This window comes from Herbiconiux sp. SALV-R1, assembly GCF_013113715.1.
In the GTDB taxonomy this organism is placed as follows: domain Bacteria; phylum Actinomycetota; class Actinomycetes; order Actinomycetales; family Microbacteriaceae; genus Herbiconiux.
Window position 1 is genome coordinate 2,957,649 of sequence record NZ_CP053344.1, and the last position, 18,325, is coordinate 2,975,973.

General features: G+C 68.9%; 14 protein-coding genes. 1 reads left to right on the forward strand and 13 read right to left on the reverse strand.

The window, feature by feature from the left end; all coding sequences use genetic code 11:
- Nucleotides 1-210: 210 nt before the first annotated feature.
- The 8 genes from HL652_RS14190 to HL652_RS14225 all read right to left on the reverse strand — a co-directional run bounded on the left by HL652_RS14190 (nucleotide 211) and on the right by HL652_RS14225 (nucleotide 10,402).
- Complete coding sequence (locus HL652_RS14190) at nucleotides 211-1,680, reverse strand: sugar ABC transporter ATP-binding protein (protein WP_171705913.1); 1,470 nt, start codon at nucleotides 1,678-1,680, stop codon at nucleotides 211-213.
- A 100-nt stretch (nucleotides 1,681-1,780) separates the two neighbouring features.
- Complete coding sequence (gene mmsB / locus HL652_RS14195) at nucleotides 1,781-3,013, reverse strand: multiple monosaccharide ABC transporter permease (protein ID WP_371743647.1); 1,233 nt, start codon at nucleotides 3,011-3,013, stop codon at nucleotides 1,781-1,783.
- Nucleotides 3,014-3,055: 42 nt separating this feature from the next.
- Nucleotides 3,056-4,594, reverse strand: coding sequence for a multiple monosaccharide ABC transporter ATP-binding protein (gene mmsA / locus HL652_RS14200; protein WP_171705915.1), 1,539 nt, complete (start codon nucleotides 4,592-4,594; stop codon nucleotides 3,056-3,058).
- Nucleotides 4,595-4,689: 95 nt separating this feature from the next.
- On the reverse strand, nucleotides 4,690-5,823 hold the full coding sequence (gene chvE, locus HL652_RS14205; protein WP_305848736.1) for a multiple monosaccharide ABC transporter substrate-binding protein: 1,134 nt from the start codon (nucleotides 5,821-5,823) through the stop codon (nucleotides 4,690-4,692).
- A complete protein-coding gene (locus tag HL652_RS14210) occupies nucleotides 5,820-6,515 on the reverse strand; it encodes an L-ribulose-5-phosphate 4-epimerase (protein ID WP_171705916.1) in 696 nt (231 codons plus the stop codon). Before HL652_RS14210 ends, chvE begins: the two co-directional genes overlap by 4 nt.
- Nucleotides 6,516-6,781: 266 nt before the next feature.
- Nucleotides 6,782-7,945 carry a LacI family DNA-binding transcriptional regulator gene (locus tag HL652_RS14215; protein ID WP_171705917.1) on the reverse strand — a complete coding sequence of 388 codons (1,164 nt, stop codon included), beginning with the start codon at nucleotides 7,943-7,945 and terminating at the stop codon, nucleotides 6,782-6,784.
- A gap of 164 nt (nucleotides 7,946-8,109) precedes the next feature.
- Nucleotides 8,110-8,634: a hypothetical protein gene (locus HL652_RS14220; protein WP_171705918.1), complete on the reverse strand. Its 525-nt coding sequence runs from the start codon at nucleotides 8,632-8,634 to the stop codon at nucleotides 8,110-8,112.
- 250 nt (nucleotides 8,635-8,884) lie between these two features.
- Complete coding sequence (locus HL652_RS14225; protein WP_171705919.1) at nucleotides 8,885-10,402, reverse strand: MFS transporter; 1,518 nt, start codon at nucleotides 10,400-10,402, stop codon at nucleotides 8,885-8,887.
- 136 nt (nucleotides 10,403-10,538) lie between these two features.
- Here HL652_RS14225 and xylB point away from each other — a divergent pair, with 136 nt between their 5' ends.
- On the forward strand, nucleotides 10,539-11,978 hold the full coding sequence (gene xylB, locus HL652_RS14230) for a xylulokinase (protein WP_171705920.1): 1,440 nt from the start codon (nucleotides 10,539-10,541) through the stop codon (nucleotides 11,976-11,978).
- Nucleotides 11,979-12,058: 80 nt separating this feature from the next.
- On the opposite strand, the gene HL652_RS14235 is transcribed toward xylB, so the two are convergent.
- From HL652_RS14235 to nrdI, 5 genes are all read right to left on the reverse strand, one after another.
- The gene (locus HL652_RS14235; protein ID WP_171705921.1) at nucleotides 12,059-13,495 is read right to left on the reverse strand and encodes an FAD-dependent monooxygenase; all 1,437 of its coding nucleotides are present in this window, start codon (nucleotides 13,493-13,495) and stop codon (nucleotides 12,059-12,061) included.
- Nucleotides 13,492-14,664: a glycerate kinase gene (locus tag HL652_RS14240; protein WP_171705922.1), complete on the reverse strand. Its 1,173-nt coding sequence runs from the start codon at nucleotides 14,662-14,664 to the stop codon at nucleotides 13,492-13,494. The genes HL652_RS14235 and HL652_RS14240 overlap by 4 nt, the downstream gene beginning before the upstream one ends.
- Before the next feature lie 99 nt (nucleotides 14,665-14,763).
- Nucleotides 14,764-15,750 carry a class 1b ribonucleoside-diphosphate reductase subunit beta gene (gene nrdF / locus HL652_RS14245; RefSeq protein ID WP_171705923.1) on the reverse strand — a complete coding sequence of 329 codons (987 nt, stop codon included), beginning with the start codon at nucleotides 15,748-15,750 and terminating at the stop codon, nucleotides 14,764-14,766.
- Nucleotides 15,751-15,785: 35 nt separating this feature from the next.
- Nucleotides 15,786-17,867, reverse strand: a complete 2,082-nt coding sequence (gene nrdE, locus HL652_RS14250; protein ID WP_171707366.1) for a class 1b ribonucleoside-diphosphate reductase subunit alpha — start codon at nucleotides 17,865-17,867, stop codon at nucleotides 15,786-15,788.
- Between the two features lie 50 nt (nucleotides 17,868-17,917).
- Complete coding sequence (gene nrdI, locus HL652_RS14255; protein WP_171705924.1) at nucleotides 17,918-18,322, reverse strand: class Ib ribonucleoside-diphosphate reductase assembly flavoprotein NrdI; 405 nt, start codon at nucleotides 18,320-18,322, stop codon at nucleotides 17,918-17,920.
- Nucleotides 18,323-18,325 lie beyond the last annotated feature (3 nt).

Below are 18,325 nucleotides of genomic sequence, written 5' to 3' on the forward strand. Positions count from 1 at the left end.
AGGTGGGCATCCGCCCACCTCCCCCTCCCTTGCGCCCCGTCCGGCCAACCTCACCCCTGACGGGGGCCCTCCTCCCACCCCACTCGCGTTTCTTACGGACAAAGTCCGTCGGAAAGTCGGTTAGGACGGACTTTGTCCGTAAGAAATTGGGGAGGAAGTCTCGCGGGGGTGCAGGTGCGGGGTGCGGGCGTGGGGGCGCGGACGCGCTGGTCAGTGGGGGGCTAGGAGGGTGGCGAGGGTGAGGGGGTCGAGGGGGGTGGAGGTGTCGAGGGTGCCGGTGATGCGGCCATCGGCCATGACGAGGATGCGGTCGCTCACGGCGTAGAGCTCGATCAGGTCGTCGGAGGTGAAGACGACCGACTTGCCCGCGTCGCGGATGCGCTCGATGCCGCGGTGCAGCTCCGCGCGCTGCGCGGTGTCGAGCCCGTGGGAGGGGTCGTCGAGCAGCAGCACCCGACGCTCCGAAGCGGGGAACTCGCGCAGCAGCCCGAGCAGCTGATCGGCCTGAGCGCCCCCGCGGTTCATCGAGCGCACGGCACCCATGAGCCTGCCGCCGAGCCCGTCACCCGGGTCGGTGTCGCTGTCGCGATCGACAAGCCCCATGCGCGCGAGTCGAGGAAGCGACGATGCCGACACCGGCATCGCGATCCCCCCGATGAACCGCACGCGATACCGCGGCGGGTTCGTCGCCACGAGGAAGAGCCCTGCCGCGATCGCCTTCTCGACACTCGAAGTGTCGACCTCGCGGCCGCCGACCTCGATCCGGCCCGCCCGGAAGGTTCCTTCCGAGTGACCGTACAGACTGAGCAGCAGCGGCGAAGCTCCGGAATCACGGAGCCCGGCGATGCCGAGCACTTCCCCCGCCCGCACCGAGAAACCCACGTCGTGAACAAGCTCGCGGCTCGGGTCGACGGGGTCCCCCACCGTCCACCCCGACACGGCGAGCAGCTCGCCATCCTCGACCGACCGCGCAGGAGGCGACGACGGAACCGACAGCTCCGGGCGCGCGACCATCTCCCGCAAGACCGTGTTGCGCATCCGCTCGACACCGCCGACACCCGGCCCCTCCCACTCCCCGCGCGAGTGCTCCCCCACCACCGCCCCGTCGCGCACCACGACGACCCGGTCGCCCATTGCCAGCGCCGCGCGCGGCCGCTCGCTGAACACCACCACCGCGACCCCCCGCCGCCGCACCTCGGCGAGCGCCGCCTGCATCCGCACCGCGTCGCCGGGCCCGAGATCGGCCGTCGGCTCGTCGAGCGCGACCAGCACCGCCTCGCGCGCGAGCGCCCGCGCGAGCTCCACCGCGATGCGGTCGAACTCTCCGATCGCCTCGGCCGGTTCGAGCGGCGAGACGGCCGACCCGAGCGCGGCGAGCAGCTCGGCGGCCTCGGCACGGGTCGCCCGCTCGTCGATCCCCCAGCGAAGCGGCCCCCAGCGGCGCCGGCGCTCGCGCCCCATGAAGACGTTCTGCGCGACGTCGGCTCCCGGCACGAGCCCGCGTCGCCGCCCGATCGACGCCCACACCGCAGCATCCCGAGGGCCGGAGACGATGTGGTCGACGACGTGCTGCGCGACGCCGGCCAGGCCGGAGCGGTTCTCGCCGACCGCGACGAGCACCTCCCCGGGGAGGGCGACGAGTTCACCGACGGGCAGAGGAAGGTGGATGGCGCCGCTCATGATCCCCTCACGATGACAGTCGCCCCCGGCTCCCGCAAGCCGACCACGCGAAGCGTAGCGGCCGAACGGGCGCCGGGGGCGACCAGAGTGATGACGACGGTCAGCGTCCGCCGGAGCGTCGCTTGTTGTACACGTCGAAGGCGACGGCGAGGAGGAGTACGAGACCCTTCACGGCCTGCTGCCACTCGATGCCGATACCCATGATCGACATACCGTTGTTCAGCACACCGATGATGAGACCACCGATGATGGCGCCGCCGATGGTGCCGACACCACCCTGCACCGCAGCACCGCCGATGAACGCCGCCGAGATGGCCTCGAGCTCGAAGCCGTCACCGGCCTTCGGGCCGGCGAGGTTGAGGCGCGCGGTGAAGATGAGGCCGGCGAGCGCCGCCAGGAAGCCCATGTTCACGAACAGCCAGAAGGTGACGTTGCGGGTCTTGATGCCCGAGAGCTCCGCCGCGTGCAGGTTGCCGCCGATGGCGTAGACGTGACGGCCGAAGGTCGACCGGTTCATGATGATGCCGTAGACGAGCACCAGCACGGCCAGCACGATGAGCGTCACCGGGATGCCCTTGTAGGTGGCGAGCGCGAACGCGAACAGGCCGATGGCCACGGCGACCAGCACGAGCTTCGCGATGAACCAGGCGAAGGGCTCGACCTCCTGGCCGTAGCTCTGGCGCCCGCGGCGGGTGCGGAACTGCTGCACGACGAGCGCGATGACGGCGATCGCAGCGATGCCGAGCGTCAGCGGGTCGAGCTCGAACTCACCGAAGACGTTGGTGAGGAAGCCGTTACCGAGCGCACGGTACTCGGCCGGGAACGAGCCGATGTTGGCGTTGCCGAGCACCACGAGGGCGAGACCTCGGAAGATGAGCATGCCCGCCAAGGTCACGATGAACGCGGGTATGCCGACGAACGCGATCCAGAAGCCCTGCCAGACACCCACCAGGGCGCCGACGAGCAGCGACAGGATGATCGACAGCCACCAGGGAAGCCCCCATTGCACCGCGAACACACCCGACACGGCACCGACGAACGCGGCGACCGATCCGACCGAGAGGTCGATGTGGCCGGCGATGATGACCATCACCATGCCGATCGCGAGAACGAGGATGTACCCGTTCTGCACGATCAGGTTCGAGATGTTCTGCGGTCGCAGCAGGATGCCGTTGGTGAGGATGCTGAACAGCACCACCACCAGGATCAGCGCGATGAAGATGCCGTTCTTGCCCAGGTCGCCGAGGATGTGGCTGAGCCGGTCGGTGAACTTGTTCTCCACGGGATTGACCTGCGCACCCGCGGCCGTCGTGTCAGACGGCTTGGTCTCCATATCGGACATGGTCTTCTTCTCTCCTCTCCGTCAGCGCGGGCGCTAGCGGGGCTTTTCCATGGTCATGAGCTTGAGCAGCGACTCGGGGTCGGCTTCCGCGATGGGGAGCTCGCCGGTGATGCGGCCCTCCGAGAGGGCGTAGATGCGGTCGCAGATGCCGAGCAGCTCGGGAAGCTCCGAGGAGATCACGATGATGCCCTTGCCCTGCGCCGCGAGCTTGTTGATGATGCTGTAGATCTCGTACTTCGCCCCCACGTCGATGCCGCGGGTGGGCTCGTCGAGGATGAGCACGTCGGGGTCGGAGTAGATCCACTTCGACAGCACGACCTTCTGCTGGTTGCCGCCGGAGAGCTTCCCGGTCTTCGCCAGCACCGACGGAGCCTTGATGTTCATGCTCTTGCGGTACTCGTTGGCGACCTGGAACTCCTTGCCGTCGTCGACGATGCCGAAGCGCTCCAGCTTGTCGAGCGCGGCCATCGAGATGTTGCGCTTGATGTCGTCGATGAGGTTGAGGCCGAAGGTCTTGCGGTCTTCGGTGGCGTAGGCGAGCCCGTTGTCGATCGCCTCGGCCACCGTGCGGGTCTTCACCTCCTTGCCCTTCACGAACACCCGGCCCGAGATGCGCGAGCCGTAGCTGCGGCCGAAGACGCTCATCGCGAACTCGGTGCGACCGGCGCCCATCAGCCCGGCGATGCCGACGATCTCGCCCGCGCGCACGTTCAGGTCGACGGAGTCGACCATGACCCGGGTGGGGTCTTGCGGGTGATGCGCCGTCCACTCCTCGACGCGGAAGATCTCCTCGCCGATGTGCGGGGTGTGATCGGGGTACCGGTGCTCGAGGTCGCGGCCCACCATGTCCTTGATGATGCGCTCCTCGGTCACCTCCGTCTTCGCCATTGTCTCGATGGTCTTGCCGTCGCGGATGACGGTGACCGAGTCGGCGACCTTCTTGATCTCGTTCAGCTTGTGGCTGATGATGATCGACGTGATGCCCTGCTCCTTGAGGTGCAGGATCAGGTTGAGCAGGTGGTCGCTGTCCTCGTCGTTGAGGGCCGCGGTCGGCTCGTCGAGGATGAGCAGCTTCACGCGCTTGGAGAGCGCCTTGGCGATCTCCACCAGCTGCTGCTTGCCCACGCCGATGTCGCGCACCTTGGTGGTGGGGTTCTCACGCAGGCCCACGCGCGCCAGGAGCGACGCGGCCTCGTGGTTGGTCTTGTTCCAGTCGATCAGACCGAGCGGCCCCTTGAGCTCGTTGTTCAAGAAGATGTTCTCGGCGATCGAGAGGTAGGGGCTGAGCGCGAGCTCCTGGTGGATGATCACGATGCCCTTGGCCTCGGAATCCCGGATGTCGCGGAACGACTGCACCTCGTCTTCGAAGACGATGTCGCCGTCGTAGGTGCCGTGCGGGTACACGCCCGAGAGCACCTTCATGAGTGTCGACTTGCCGGCGCCGTTTTCGCCGCAGATGGCGTGGACTTCACCGCGACGGACGTGGATCGTCACGTCCTGCAGCGCCTTCACGCCCGGGAAGGTCTTGGTGATGCCGCGCATCTCCAGAATGTTGGTGCGATCATCCGTCATCGAACTGTTGTCCTTTTCTCGCCTCGTCCAGTGACCGGCCGGGGCCCCGGCCGCGCTGTCCACGCGGCCGGGGCCTCGGTCGGAGCAGGGCTCGATCAGCCCTTGATCTCGTCTTCGGTCCAGTAGCCCGACTTCACCAGGACGTCTTCGATGTTGTCCTTGACGACGATCTGCGACTCGAGCAGGTAGCTCGGAACGACCTTCACGCCGTTGTCGTAGTCGGTGGTGTTGTTCGTCTCGGGCTCGTTGCCCTCGAGCAGCGCCGACGCCATCTCGACCGCGACCTTGGCGAGGTTACGGGTGTCCTTGAAGATGGTGGCGTACTGCTCGCCGGCCTCGATCGCCTTCACCGAGTCGAGCTCGGCGTCCTGACCCGAGATGACGGGCCATTCGGCGCCCACGCTGTAGCCGGCGTCGGTGAGGGCGGAAATGATGCCTCGCGAGATGCCGTCGTAGGGCGACAGCACCGCGTTGACCTTCGACCCGTCGGAGTAGGTCGAGGTGAGGATGTTCTCCATGCGCTTCTGAGCGGTCTCGCCGTCCCAGCGGAGCGTCGCGGCCTGCTCGAAGTCCTCCTGGCCGCTCTTCACGACGAGGGTTCCCTTGTCGATGTAGGGCTGGAGGGTGTCGATCGCGCCGTCCCAGAAGAAGGTGGCGTTGTTGTCGTCGGGCGAACCGGCGAACAGCTCGATGTTGAAGGGGCCGGCGGGGGCACCGTCGATCGCCTTGCCGTCGAGGTCGACGAGGCCGAGGCCGTTCAGCACCGAGTTGGCCTGCTGCACGCCCACCTTGTAGTTGTCGAAGGAGGCGTAGTAGTCGACGTTCTCGGTGTCGCGGATGAGGCGGTCGTAGGCGATGACGGGGATGTCGCTGTCGGCGGCCTCCTGCAGCACGCTGGTGAGCGTGGTGCCGTCGATCGAGGCGACGATCAGGGCCTTGGCGCCCTTGGTGATCATGTTCTCGATCTGCGAGACCTGGGTGGGGATGTCGTCTTCTGCGTACTGCAGGTCGACGGTGTAGCCGGCTGCCTCGAGCTGCTCCTTGACGGCGTTGCCGTCCTGGATCCAGCGCTCCGACGACTTGGTGGGCATCGCGACGCCGATGAGGCCGCCGTCTCCGCTGCCGCCGCCTGAGCTGTCGGTGCTGCCGGAGCCGCCCGAGGAGCAGGCTGCCAGGCTGACCATGAGGGCACCTGCGGCGACTCCCGCAAGCAGTTTCGTGATCTTCACTGTGATTCCTTTCGTGTGGTGTGTGACTTCTTCGTCGGTATCTCGGTAGGGGATGGATGAGCGTGTGGGGCACCGGCGAGCTGCCGGGCCAGGTAGGCGACGCGGGCCGCGTCTTCGACGAGCACCGCCGACTTCACGGCGGCCCTCGCGTCGGGGCCGAGAGTGAACGGGCCGTGCCCGCCCATCAGCACGGCCGGCGAGCGGTGCTTCGCGAGCGTCGCGGCGATGCCGCGGCCGATCGAGCCGTCTCCGGTGGCCGCAGCGGGCCCGAGCGGGATCTCGGGGCCGAACTCCTCGACGGCGGTCGTTCCGATGCACGGGATGCCCTCGCCGAGCGACGACCAGGCGACCGCGAAGGGCGAGTGCGTGTGGGCGATGCCGCCGACCTCCGGGAGGGTGCGGTAGACGTAGGCGTGGGTGGCGGTGTCGACCGACGGCGAGCGGGTGGCACCGGGGGTGTCGGGGATGACGTTGCCGTCGAGGTCGCAGAGGATCATGTTCTCGGGGGCGAGCTCGTCGTAGGAGACGCCGGAGGGCTTGATGACGAACAGGTCGGCCCCGGCCACGCGGCCCGAGATGTTGCCGCCCGTCCAGACCACGAGGTCGTAGCGCGGGAGCTCCGAGTGGAGCTTCGCGATCTCGGCGCGCAGCCTCGCGATGCCCACCTCGATCTCCGGACCGAAGCCGCTCACGCGAGACCACCCGCGGAGATGCCCGCCGCCCACTGGGGGAGGGACTGGTCGGCGTACTGCATGGTCCGGGGACTCCTTCGTCTTGTGTGACCGTTCACATCGGTCGTGATGTGAACGGTCACATCTGGAACATAGTAAGACCCTCGGGGTTCGCTCTGTCAAGTCGGCCAAGGTCTCGTTTCGATAAACGCGACGATGCCGGCCGGCGGAGGGGTCGGTGCCGCCCGGCGAAGGGCGGCACCGCCGGCCGGCGAACCGCGGCGACGTCAGCCGGCGAAAGGCGGCGCTGTCGACCGGCGAACGACGAGCGCGGGCTGCATCGCGCCGGGCTCCTCCTCGACGCTCGCCTCGACGGTCTCGCGCTCCGGATGCAGCACCCGTCTCCAGAGTCCACGCGGCTGCGGGCGCTGCTCCTGCGGCGGTTCGGGGGCGGGGGCGGGCTCCTCCTCGACCTCGGCCTCGACGGCGTCACCGCCCGCCTCGGCGCTCTCGACCAGCGCGGCGATGGCGCGCCTGCCGAGCTCGGCGAAGTCCTGCCGCACGGTGGTGAGCGGCGGCCAGAAGTGGGCGGCCTCCGGAATGTCGTCGAAGCCCACGACGCTGATGTCGCGGGGCACGTCAAGCCCCGCGTCGCGGATGGCGTGCACGAGGCCGAGCGCCATCTGGTCGTTCGACGAGAAGATCGCGGTGAAGTCGCGCACGCGCAAGAGCTCGCGCCCGGCGTAGTACCCGAACTCGGCAGTCCAGTCGCCGAGGATGGGGGCCGTGGTCGGCACGTCGTTGTCGCTCATCTCGCGGAGGAACCCCTTCATCCGGGCCTCCGCCTCGATCCAGTCCTGCGGCCCGGCGAGGTGGTAGATACCGCGGTGGCCGAGCTCGATGAGGTGGCGCGTCGCCGCGCGGGCGCCGGCGATCTGGTCGACGGCGAGCGAATGGTCGTTCAGCCGCCCGGTGGCCTGGAGGGTGATGTAGGGCAGGTCGAGGCGCATCTCGGCGAGGGTGTCGAACACCCGCACCTGCGGCGCGATGACGATCATGCCCTCCACCGACTGGTTGATGAGGTGGGTGATGGCGCGGGCTATAGACGCGCTCGAGTTGCCGTCGGCGTTGGCCGTGATGACGAGATAGCCCGCCAGCTGGGCGGCCTCCTCGATGGCCAGGATGCTCGACGCCGGACCGTAGTCGGCCCGCGAGGAGGTGAGCACGCCGATGGTGCGCGAGCGGCTCGTGACCAAGGCACGGGCCGCGCGGTTGGGCCGGTACTGCAGCTGATCCATGACCTCGAGCACGCGCGCCTTGGTCTCGTCGCGGATGCTCGGGTGGTTGTTGAGCACCCGCGAGACGGTCTGGTGCGAGACGCCGGCGAGCTTCGCGACGTCACGGATGCTCGGCGCGCGTGAGCGACGCTGCTCCGGTGCTGCTTCGCTCATCGCATACCCGCCCACTCATGTGCACGTTCACACGGCGTGGACGCAGTTACATTATGCCGTCTCCGCCCGCCCGATGTGACTGTCACACTGCTGTGAACACGCCGAGTGGGAGAGGTCGGAGCGGGTGCGCTGGCCGAGGCGGAGCGCACCCGCCCACTGGGGGGTCATCGACCGGAACCGGCGAACTCGCGGGCCCGCGGTGCCGGCGTCAGCCGTGCCGAGAAGGTGCGGCGCGAGCCGTCGACCGTCTCGAGCGGTAGCCCGGCGTCGGCAGCTGCGGCCCGTCGCCAGGCCACAGCAGCCTCCACGGCCGGGTCGGCGTCGTCGACACCGGGCAGTGCGTCGACGACGAGATCGGGGGCGAGGATCGCTCCCGCCTCGGCGAAGGCGCGGTGCGCCGACCTGACGAGCGCCGCACCCCAGACCTCGGGGTGCGGGATCGACTCGTCGACGAGCAGGCAGTGCAGAGCCACGGGGTGCACCGACCCCACGGGCCCCCACCAGACGCCCCGGGCGACCGGAAGCGCGTCGGGGGTGTCGTCGACGAAGGCGAGCCAGGTCCATTCGCGGCGGTAGGTGCCGGCGGCGAGGCCGCGGCCGTAGCGGAGGGCGTCGATGCGGTCGAGGGGTTCTCGACCGGCGAAGCGGAGTATCGCGGCGTCGTGCGCGCGAGACGATGAAGTGAACACGGTGATGTCTCCAGGAAGGTGAGGGGCGTCGGAAGACGCTTCCTGGCGAGACCGGTGCGGGCCGGCTTCAGAGAACTGAAGTCAGAGGGCTGCGCGAGTCGACGAGGGAAGCGTCATGTCTGTGATCTCCGGATCGAACATGATTCACCTCCCTTTCTCGTGTCTGGGCGACCGTGTTGTCGCGGCTTATGACAGTAGCGGCCAGGCAGGCCCGAGCGCAAGGCTTTTCTCGCGATCGCCCTCGTCGCGGTCAGTGTCCTCCGCGCGCTGCGGTACGACGGGGCAGCGCGAAGACGAGCAGGAAGGCCACGACGCTGAACGCCACGCTCACCCCCATCGCCGCCGCCGAGCTCGCGGTGAAGCCGGTGGTGAGCGCCTCGGCCGACCCGCCCTGCACCACGAGGGTTCCGAAGAACACGCTGCCGATCACCGCGATGCCGATCGCGCTGCCGATGCGCTGGATGGCGCTGATGACCCCGGATGCCGCTCCCGCGTCGCGGGCGTCGACGGTCGCCACGATGAACTGCACGTTCGGCGCGATGAAGAGCCCGTTGCCGAAGCCCGCGACGAGGAGCGGAACCAGCAGGTGCCAGGAGGTGAGCTCACCCGCCGGCACCATGAGCAGCAGCAGCCAGACGGCCGTGAGGCCCAGCGTGACCGCCGCGGTGCCGATGACGAGCACCGTGCGCCCGAGGCGCTGGGCGAGGCGGTTGCTGAGCGCCGAGCCGGCGATCGAGCCGATCGCGAACGGGATGGAGACGAGCCCCGACTCGAGGGCGGTGTGTCCGAGCCCGGCCTGCCAGAGCAGCGAGATGGTGAAGAAGATGCTCGTGAACGCCGCGAAGTACACCAGTGCGAGCACGACGCCTCCGGTGAACGACGGATGGCGGAACAGTCGCGGCGGCACGAGGGGGAGCCGCCCGCGCTTGCTGTACGCCACCTCCCAGACGCCGAAGGCGGCGAGCAGCAGCACTCCCGCGCCGATCGTGAGGAATGTCCACAGCGGCCAGCCCTCGTCCTCACCCTGGATGAGCGGCACCAGCAGCGCGATGAGGCCCGCCGAGACGAGCACGAGTCCGATCCAGTCGACCCCCGCACTTTGCGCGGCGGGAGTCGCGTCTACCTCGGCCCCGCCCGGTGAAGCGGCTCTCTGCGAGGCGGCCACCGCATCCGTCTCCCGGCGGCCGGGCAGCAGCACGGCGGCGGCGACGAGGGTGACGACGCCGATCGGCAGGTTCACCCCGAAGACCAGCCGCCAGCCCTCCTCGGCGCCGAACGCCTGGATGATGAGGCCGCCGATGATGGGACCGAGCGCCGTCGACACACCGATCACCGCGCCCATCACGGCGAAGGCCCTGCCCCGCGCCCGGAACGGGAAGAGCAGCTGGATGTAGGCCGTGACGGCGGGCACGAACGCGCCGCCCGCGAGGCCCTGCACCACTCTCGAGATGACGAGCTGGAGGTCGTTCTGCGAGAGTCCGCAGGCGACGCTCGCCGCGGTGAAGACGGCGATGCCGGTGAAGAACACCCACTTGTGGCCGATGCGGTCGCCGATGCGCCCCGCGGGCACGAGCGCGAGGCCGAAGGCGAGGGCGTAGCCCGAGATGATCCACGACAAGGTGGCCTCGGAGGCGTCGATGCTGGTGCGGATGCTCGGCAGGGCCACGTTCACGATCGTCGTGTCGAGGAGGGCGATGAACATGCCCGCGAGGAGCACGACGAGCGCCTGCCAGGCGCGGCGGGGAACGGCGGGAGGAGCATCCGACATGATGCAATCATGTCCCTGTTGCGCGGTCGCGCGTGACTTTCCGAGTGCGCGCGCTCGGTGTCGGGCGGCGACCCGGGTGGCGTCGGATGCGCATGGTCGAATATGTTGTGACTCAGAACTTATAGAGGAGACACCAATGACGTTGGTCGCCGGCATCGATTCATCGACGCAGAGCTGCAAGGTGGTCGTGCGGGAGGTGGAGAGCGGAGCGCTGGTGCGCGAGGGCCGCGCCGCGCATCCGTCGGGCACCGAGGTCGACCCGGCCGCCTGGTGGGAGGCGCTCGTCGCCGCCCTCGAGGCCGCGGGCGGGCTCGACGACGTCGCCGCGATCGCGATCGCCGGGCAGCAGCACGGCATGGTGGTGCTCGACGAGGCGGGTGATGTGGTGCGCCCCGCGCTGCTCTGGAACGACACCCGCTCGGCCGGTGCCGCGCGCGAGCTCATCGAGGAGTTCGGGGCCGAGGCGCTGGCCGAGCGCACCGGATCGGTGCCGGTCGCCTCCTTCACCGCCACGAAGCTGCGCTGGCTGCGCGACGCGGAACCGGAGGCCGCGGCGCGCGTGGCGGCGGTGGCGCTCCCCCACGACTGGCTCACCTGGCGGCTCCGCGGGTACGGACCGGCAGGCTCGAGCCCCCTCGGGCCCGTGCTCGAGGAGCTCGTGACCGACCGTTCCGACGCCAGCGGCACCTCCTACTGGAGCCCGGGGGCCGAGGCTTACGATCGGGAGCTGCTGGTGGCGGCGCTCGGCCACGACGCCGTGTTGCCCCGGGTACTCGGCCCTGCCGAGAGCGCCGGCGAGACCGTCGGGTTCGAGGCCGCTTCGGGGCTGCGCATCCCGGCGGGGATCGTCGTGGGTGCGGGGGCCGGCGACAATGCCGGCGCCGCCCTCGGGCTCGGCGCGAGCGAGGGCGACGTCGTGGTGTCGATCGGCACAAGCGGCACCGTGTTCGCCGTGACCGGCGCCCCCTCGGCCGACCCGACCGGCACCGTCGCCGGATTCGCCGACGCCTCCGGCGCCTTCCTGCCGCTCGTGGCGACGCTCAACGCGGCACGGGTGCTCGACTCGACCGCGGCGCTGCTCGGGATCGACCACACCGCGCTGGGCGAGCTCGCCCTCGGCGCCGAACCCGGCTCGGGCGGACTGGTGCTGCAGCCCTACTTCGAGGGCGAGCGCACGCCCAACCTGCCCGAGGCCACGGCCACCCTGTTCGGCATGACCCTCGCGTCCACCACGCGTGAGGGCCTCGCCCGCGCCGCCGTCGAAGGACTGCTGTGCGGGCTCGCCGACGGGCTCGACGCCGTGCGGCGGGTGGGGGTGGAGCCGCGCCGCATCCTGCTCATCGGCGGCGCGGCGCTCAACCCGGCCGTGCAGGCGGTGGCCGCACAGGTGTTCGACGTGCCCGTCACGGTTCCCTCCCCCGGCGAGTACGTCGCCGACGGGGCGGCGACCCAGGCCGCGTGGGCCCTCACGGGCACCCGGCCGGCCTGGCCGGTGGCCGTCGTCGCGGAGCCGCAGCCCGACCACCGCCCCATCATCCGCGAGCAGTACGCGGCCCGCGCCGTCACCCCGCGCTGAGCGGCGGGCCAACGAGCGCGCCGCACTCAGCGGGGTCAGACGCCCGCGCATCCGGTCGTCACGCCGAGAGGCCCGCGCCGTCAGCCCGCACTGAGCGGCGGGCCGAACCAGCGCTCGAGGGCGGTGGCGAGCGTTGCCGGGTCGTCGCCGAGCCAGGCGACGTGGCCGTCGGGTCGCAGCAGCGCGGCGGGCCCGACCAGCGCATCCGCCCCGTCGACCACGCGATCGACGCGGTCGGCCCAGCCCTCCACCGAGAGGCGCCCGGCCGGGTCGAGCAGCAGACCGCGCCCGCGACGCGTGAGTTCGTAGAGCCGACCGCTCTGCAGCACGAGGTCGGGCATCCGGCGGCCGAGCAGCTCCGGCCCGTCACCGAAGTCGTAGCGGATGCCCGTCGCCGTCACCCTCTCGGCCAGCAGCCGCGCCACGCCCTCGACCTCCATCAGCTCGACCAGCAGCCGCCGCACGGCCTGCGGCCCGGGCTCGGGCAGCAGCAGCTCGCTCTGCGCCCGGGTGAGGGTCAGCACCTGCTCGGCGACCGGCCTGCGCTCCGCTTCGTAGCTGTCGAGCAGCGACTCGGGGGCCGCGCCCTTCACGACGGCGGCGAGTTTCCAGCCGAGGTTGAACGCATCCTGAATGCCGAGATTGAGGCCCTGGCCACCGAGCGGCGGATGCACGTGAGCCGCATCCCCCGCCACCAGCACCCTGCCGCGCCGGTAGCTCTCGGCGAGCCGGGTCGCGTCGGTGAAGCGGGTGAGGGAGCGCGGCTCGTGCACCCCGAAGTCGGTGCCGGCGTACGCGACCAGCTGCTCGCGGAACTCGTCGAGCGTGGGCGCCACCGTGCGATCCTCGGCCACTGACGCAGCGGGCACGACCGCCCGGAACAGACCGTCACCCGCGGGCCCGATGCCGAAGCCGCGATGGGTGAGCCGCACCCGCGCCGACGTCTCGGCGATCTCCTCGGCCGACGCCCGCACCCGCACCTCGCCGAGCAGCCACTCGGTGGTCGCGGCCTCGCCCGGGAAGTCGATGCCGAGCAGCCGGCGCACGGTGCTGCGCCCGCCGTCGCAGCCGACGACCCACGAGGCAGCGAGCTCCTCGCCGTCGGCGAGCGCCACGGTCACCCCGTCGTCACCCCGCTCGAGTGACACCACCTCGGCACCGCGACGGATGCTCGTGCCGAGCTCCAGCGCCCGCTCGGTGAGCAGGCGGTCGGTCTGCGGCTGCGGCAGGCCCAGCACGTAGTCGTGGGCGCTGTCGAGCTGTACGGGCCTCGGTGGTTCGATGCCGGCGAAGCGACCCGACATGCCGGGATAGGCGGTGCCGAGCTCGAGGAAACGCTCGAGGAGCCCTCGCATGTCGAGGATCTCGACGCTCCGCGGGTGCAGCCCGAGCGACCGCACCGCGGTGGTTGGCTCGTTGTCGCGCTCGAGCACGAGCACCTCGACGTCGTGGAGGCGCAGTTCGGAGGCGAGCATCATGGCGGTGGGCCCGCCGCCCACGAGAACGACGCCGTTCATGCGGCCTCGATCGTCGCGGCGAGCCTCGCGCCAGCAGCCCTGAGCCAGGTGAGCGGGTCGGCGCGAGCCGCCTCGGAGTCGCCGGCAAGCTCGGTGAGCGAGACCGCCGCATCGAACCCCGTGGGGTCGGCGGCGAGCACGCCCACCGCCAGGTAGGCGCGGGCGTCCGCGTCTGCCGCGAGCTGTCGCACGTGGCCGGCGACCTTGCCCTGTTCCGACTGGCCGTCGTACCGTCCCTCGCCGGTCACCACAGCATCCGCGTCGGCGATCGCGTCGCGGAGACCGACCAGCTCGGCCACCGCCGGTGCTCCCCCGCTGAGCTCGGCGCCCCACGCCAGCAGACCGAAGCCCACGCCGCCCGCGGCGCCGGCGCCGGGGGTCGCCGGGTCGACACCGCGAGCCGCCCCCACGACGCTGCCGAAGTGCGCGAGCCGCGCCTCGGCGGCGGGGGCGAGCGCCTCGGTCACGCCCTTCTGCGCGCCGAACACCGCGACCGCACCCGAGCGGCCGAGCAACGGACTCGTCACGTCGCTCAGCACGACGACGCCGCCCGGCGGCAGGCGGTGCATCGTGCTGAAGTCGACGCGGTCGAGTTCGGCGAGGGCGCCGTTGCCGGTGAGGAGGGGCGTGCCGTCGGCGCGCAGAAGTGCGCACCCGAGCGCCTGCAGGAGTCCCGCGCCGCCGTCGCTCGACGCGCTGCTGCCGATGGCGAGCACCAGCTTGTCGACGCCCGCGTCGAGCGCCGCCCGCACCGCCTGCCCGAAGCCCACCGAGTGCGCCTCGAGGGGTCGGAGCCCGGCCATCATCGTGATGCCGCTCGTGTTCGCCAGCTCGACGACTCCCGTGCCGCCTAGGGGGTGGGGATGCGCGTGGGAGTCGCTGCGCGCATCCGGAGCATCAGTCGAGCTGCGTTCGCCGGGCAACCACAGCCACGAGCTCGTGGCGACCCGATCGTCGGGCCCGGTGACGACGACGGGCATGCGCACGGAGTCGGGTCGAGCCCGTTCGAAGGCGTCGAGCACGCCCTCGCCCCCGTCGGCCATCGGCACGCACCGCACCAGATCGCCCGGCCGCACCTCGAGCCACCCCGCGGCGAGCGCCCCGGCCGCCTCCACCGCCGTCGCGGTGCCTTTGAACGAGTCGGGAGCGATCACCACGTGCAGCTGCATGCCCCCATCCCCTCACGCCGCGCCCGCACCCGTCAACCGCGAAGGCCTCCGGCGCCGCGACGGTGTCGCAGGCGGCCGGAGGCCTCCGGGGGCACGGGCCTAGAAGTCCCAGTCCTCGTCTTCGGTGTTGACGGCCTTGCCGATCACGTAGGAGGAGCCCGACCCCGAGAAGAAGTCGTGGTTCTCGTCGGCGTTCGGCGAGAGGGCCGAGAGGATGGCGGGGTTCACATCCGTCACCGCCTTCGGGAACATGGGCTCGTAGCCCAGGTTCATGAGCGCCTTGTTCGCGTTGTAGTGCAGGAACTTCTTGACGTCTTCGGTGAGACCGACTTCGTCGTAGAGGTCTTGCGTGTACTGGGTCTCGTTCTCGTAGAGGTCGTAGAGCAGCGAGAAGGTGTAGTCCTTGATCTCGTCGCGCTTGGCCTGGTCGACGAGCTCGAGCCCGCGCTGGAACTTGTAGCCGATGTAGTACCCGTGCACGGCCTCGTCGCGGATGATGAGACGGATGAGGTCGGCCGTGTTGGTGAGCTTCGCCCGGCTCGACCAGTACATCGGCAGGTAGAAGCCGCTGTAGAAGAGGAACGACTCGAGCAGCGTCGAGGCGACCTTCCGCTTCAGCGGCTCGTCGCCGTGGTAGTAGTCGAGAACGATCGACGCCTTCTTCTGCAGGTTCGGGTTCTCGACCGACCAGCGGAAGGCCTCGTCGATGTCTTTCGTGTTCGACAGGGTCGAGAAGATCGACGAGTACGACTTGGCGTGCACCGACTCCATGAACGCGATGTTCGTGTAGACGGCCTCTTCGTGCGGCGTGAGCGAGTCGGGGATGAGCGACACCGCACCCACCGTGCCCTGGATGGTGTCGAGGAGGGTGAGGCCCGTGAACACGCGCATGGTGAGCTGCTGCTCGGCCGGGGTGAGCGTCGCCCACGACTGCACGTCGTTCGACAGCGGCACCTTCTCGGGCAGCCAGAAGTTGTTCACCAGCCGGTTCCACACCTCGACGTCTTTCTCGTCTTGGATGCGGTTCCAGTTGATCGCCTGCACACGATCGACGAGCTTCAGCGGCCCGGAGGGAGGAGGAGTCATTGTCTTGTCCGATTCAGATTATCTACAGGTGTCGATCACAACATGCAGGAAACGCAACCATCGATCTCCGTGCCCTCGAGGGCGAGCTGGCGGAGACGGATGTAGTAGATGGTCTTGATGCCCTTGCGCCAGGCGTAGATCTGGGCCTTGTTGATGTCGCGGGTGGTGGCGGTGTCTTTGAAGAACAGCGTCAGCGACAGGCCCTGGTCGACGTGCTGGGTGGCAGCGGCGTAGGTGTCGATGATCTTCTCGGCGCCGATCTCGTAGGCGTCGTCGTAGTACTCGAGGTTGTCGTTCGTGAGGAACGGCGCCGGGTAGTAGACGCGGCCGATCTTGCCCTCTTTGCGGATCTCGATCTTCGAGGCCACGGGGTGGATCGACGAGGTCGAGTTGTTGATGTACGAGATCGACCCGGTGGGCGGCACGGCCTGCAGGTTCTGGTTGTAGATGCCGTGCGCCTGGATGGAGGCCTTCAGCTCCCGCCAGTCGTCTTGCGTGGGGATGTGGATGTTCGAGGTCTCGAACAGCTCGGCCACGCGCGCCGTCGCCGGCACCCACGCCTCGTCGATGTACTTGTCGAAGAACTCACCGGATGCGTAGGTGGAGTCTTCGAAGCCGTCGAAGCGCTCGTTGCGCTCGATGGCGATCGCGTTCGAGGCACGCAGCGCGTGGAACAGCACGGTGTAGAAGTAGATGTTCGTGAAGTCGACACCCTCCTCCGAGCCGTAGAACACGCGCTCGCGGGCGAGGTAGCCGTGCAGGTTCATCTGGCCGAGGCCGATGGCGTGCGACTTGTCGTTGCCGTCTTCGATCGAGCGTACCGAGGTGATGTGCGACTGGTTCGACACCGAGGTGAGGCCGCGGATGGCGGTCTCGACGGTCTTGCCGAAGTCGGGCGAGTCCATGGTGAGCGCGATGTTCAGCGAACCCAGGTTGCACGAGATGTCTTTGCCGATCTCGGCGTAGGAGAGGTCTTCGTTGTAGGTCGTCGGGGTGTTGACCTGCAGAATTTCCGAGCACAGGTTCGACATGTTGATGCGGCCCTTGATGGGGTTCGCCTTGTTCACGGTGTCTTCGTACATGATGTACGGGTAACCCGACTCGAACTGGATCTCCGCCAGGGTCTGGAAGAACTCGCGCGCGTTGATCTTGGTCTTGCGGATGCGCGGGTCGTCGACCATCTCGCGGTACTTCTCGGTGACCGAGATGTCACCGAACGGCACGCCGTAGACGCGCTCGACGTCGTAGGGCGAGAAGAGGTACATGTCTTCGTCGTTCTTCGCCAGCTCGAAGGTGATGTCGGGAACGACCACACCGAGCGAGAGGGTCTTGATGCGGATCTTCTCGTCGGCGTTCTCGCGCTTGGTGTCGAGGAACTTCATGATGTCGGGGTGGTGGGCGCTCAGGTAGACCGCACCCGCACCCTGACGCGCACCGAGCTGGTTGGCGTAGCTGAAGCTGTCTTCGAGCAGCTTCATGACGGGGATGATGCCCGAGGACTGGTTCTCGATCTGCTTGATCGGGGCACCGGCCTCACGGATGTTCGACAGCAGCAGCGCCACGCCTCCACCGCGCTTGGAGAGCTGGAGCGCCGAGTTGATGCCGCGGGCGATCGACTCCATGTTGTCTTCGATGCGCAGCAGGAAGCAGGAGACGAGCTCGCCGCGCTGCGCCTTGCCGGTGTTGAGGAAGGTGGGGGTGGCCGGCTGGAACCGGCCGCCGATGATCTCCTCGACCAGGTTCGTGGCGAGCTGCTCGTCGCCCTGCGCGAGGCCGAGGGCCGTCATCACGACGCGGTCTTCGAAGCGCTCGAGGTAGCGCTTGCCGTCGAAGGTCTTCAGCGTGTAGCTGGTGTAGTACTTAAACGCGCCGAGAAAGGTGTCGAAGCGGAACTTCTTCGAGTAGGCGAGGTCGTTGAGCTGCTGGATGAACTCGAACGAGTAGGCGTCGAGCACCTCCTTCTCGTAGTACTCCTTCTCGACCAGGTAGTCGAGGCGCTCCTTGAGGTTGTGGAAGAAGACGGTGTTCTGGTTGACGTGCTGCAGGAAGTACTGCTTCGCCGCCTCTTTGTCTTTGTCGAACTGGATCAGCCCGTTCTCGTCGTAGAGGTTCAGCATCGCGTTGAGCGAGTGGTAATCGAGCGCCGGCGCGGCGGTCGGCGCGTCGATCAGTGTTGCTTCCACAGTCTGTCCAATCCGTTCTGGACGGCCTCTCGGTCATCCGGGGTTCCGAATACTTCGAATCGATAGAGCACGGGCACCTTGCATTTGCGCGCGACGATATCGCCCGCAAGGCAGTAGGCGGCACCGAAATTGGTGTTGCCTGCGGCGATGACGCCGCGGATGAGCGATCGGTTTCCCTCGTCGTTGAGGAAGTGGATCACCTGCTTGGGAACGGCGCCCGCCCCGTTCCCCCCGCCATAGGTGGGGAGCACGAGCACGAACGGCCGGGTGGCGGTGAGCTTGTCTTCTCGAGCGTAGATCGGGATGCGCGAGGCAGGCCGACCGAGCGACTCGACGAAGCGGTGCGTGTTACCGGAGACGCTCGAGAAATAGACGAGGTCGTCGGTCACGGG

What these genes read in the sequence shown, in the direction of transcription:
- nrdF (WP_171705923.1), bottom strand. Translation starts at nt 15,750, where the DNA reads ATGACTCCTCCTCCCTCCGGGCCGCTGAAGCTCGTCGATCGTGTGCAG.
- HL652_RS14190 (WP_171705913.1), bottom strand. Translation starts at nt 1,680, where the DNA reads ATGAGCGGCGCCATCCACCTTCCTCTGCCCGTCGGTGAACTCGTCGCC.
- HL652_RS14240 (WP_171705922.1), bottom strand. Translation starts at nt 14,664, where the DNA reads ATGCAGCTGCACGTGGTGATCGCTCCCGACTCGTTCAAAGGCACCGCG.
- HL652_RS14235 (WP_171705921.1), bottom strand. Translation starts at nt 13,495, where the DNA reads ATGAACGGCGTCGTTCTCGTGGGCGGCGGGCCCACCGCCATGATGCTC.
- xylB (WP_171705920.1), top strand. Translation starts at nt 10,539, where the DNA reads ATGACGTTGGTCGCCGGCATCGATTCATCGACGCAGAGCTGCAAGGTG.
- mmsB (WP_371743647.1), bottom strand. Translation starts at nt 3,013, where the DNA reads ATGGAGACCAAGCCGTCTGACACGACGGCCGCGGGTGCGCAGGTCAAT.
- mmsA (WP_171705915.1), bottom strand. Translation starts at nt 4,594, where the DNA reads ATGACGGATGATCGCACCAACATTCTGGAGATGCGCGGCATCACCAAG.
- nrdE (WP_171707366.1), bottom strand. Translation starts at nt 17,867, where the DNA reads ATGCTGAACCTCTACGACGAGAACGGGCTGATCCAGTTCGACAAAGAC.
- HL652_RS14215 (WP_171705917.1), bottom strand. Translation starts at nt 7,945, where the DNA reads ATGAGCGAAGCAGCACCGGAGCAGCGTCGCTCACGCGCGCCGAGCATC.
- HL652_RS14225 (WP_171705919.1), bottom strand. Translation starts at nt 10,402, where the DNA reads ATGTCGGATGCTCCTCCCGCCGTTCCCCGCCGCGCCTGGCAGGCGCTC.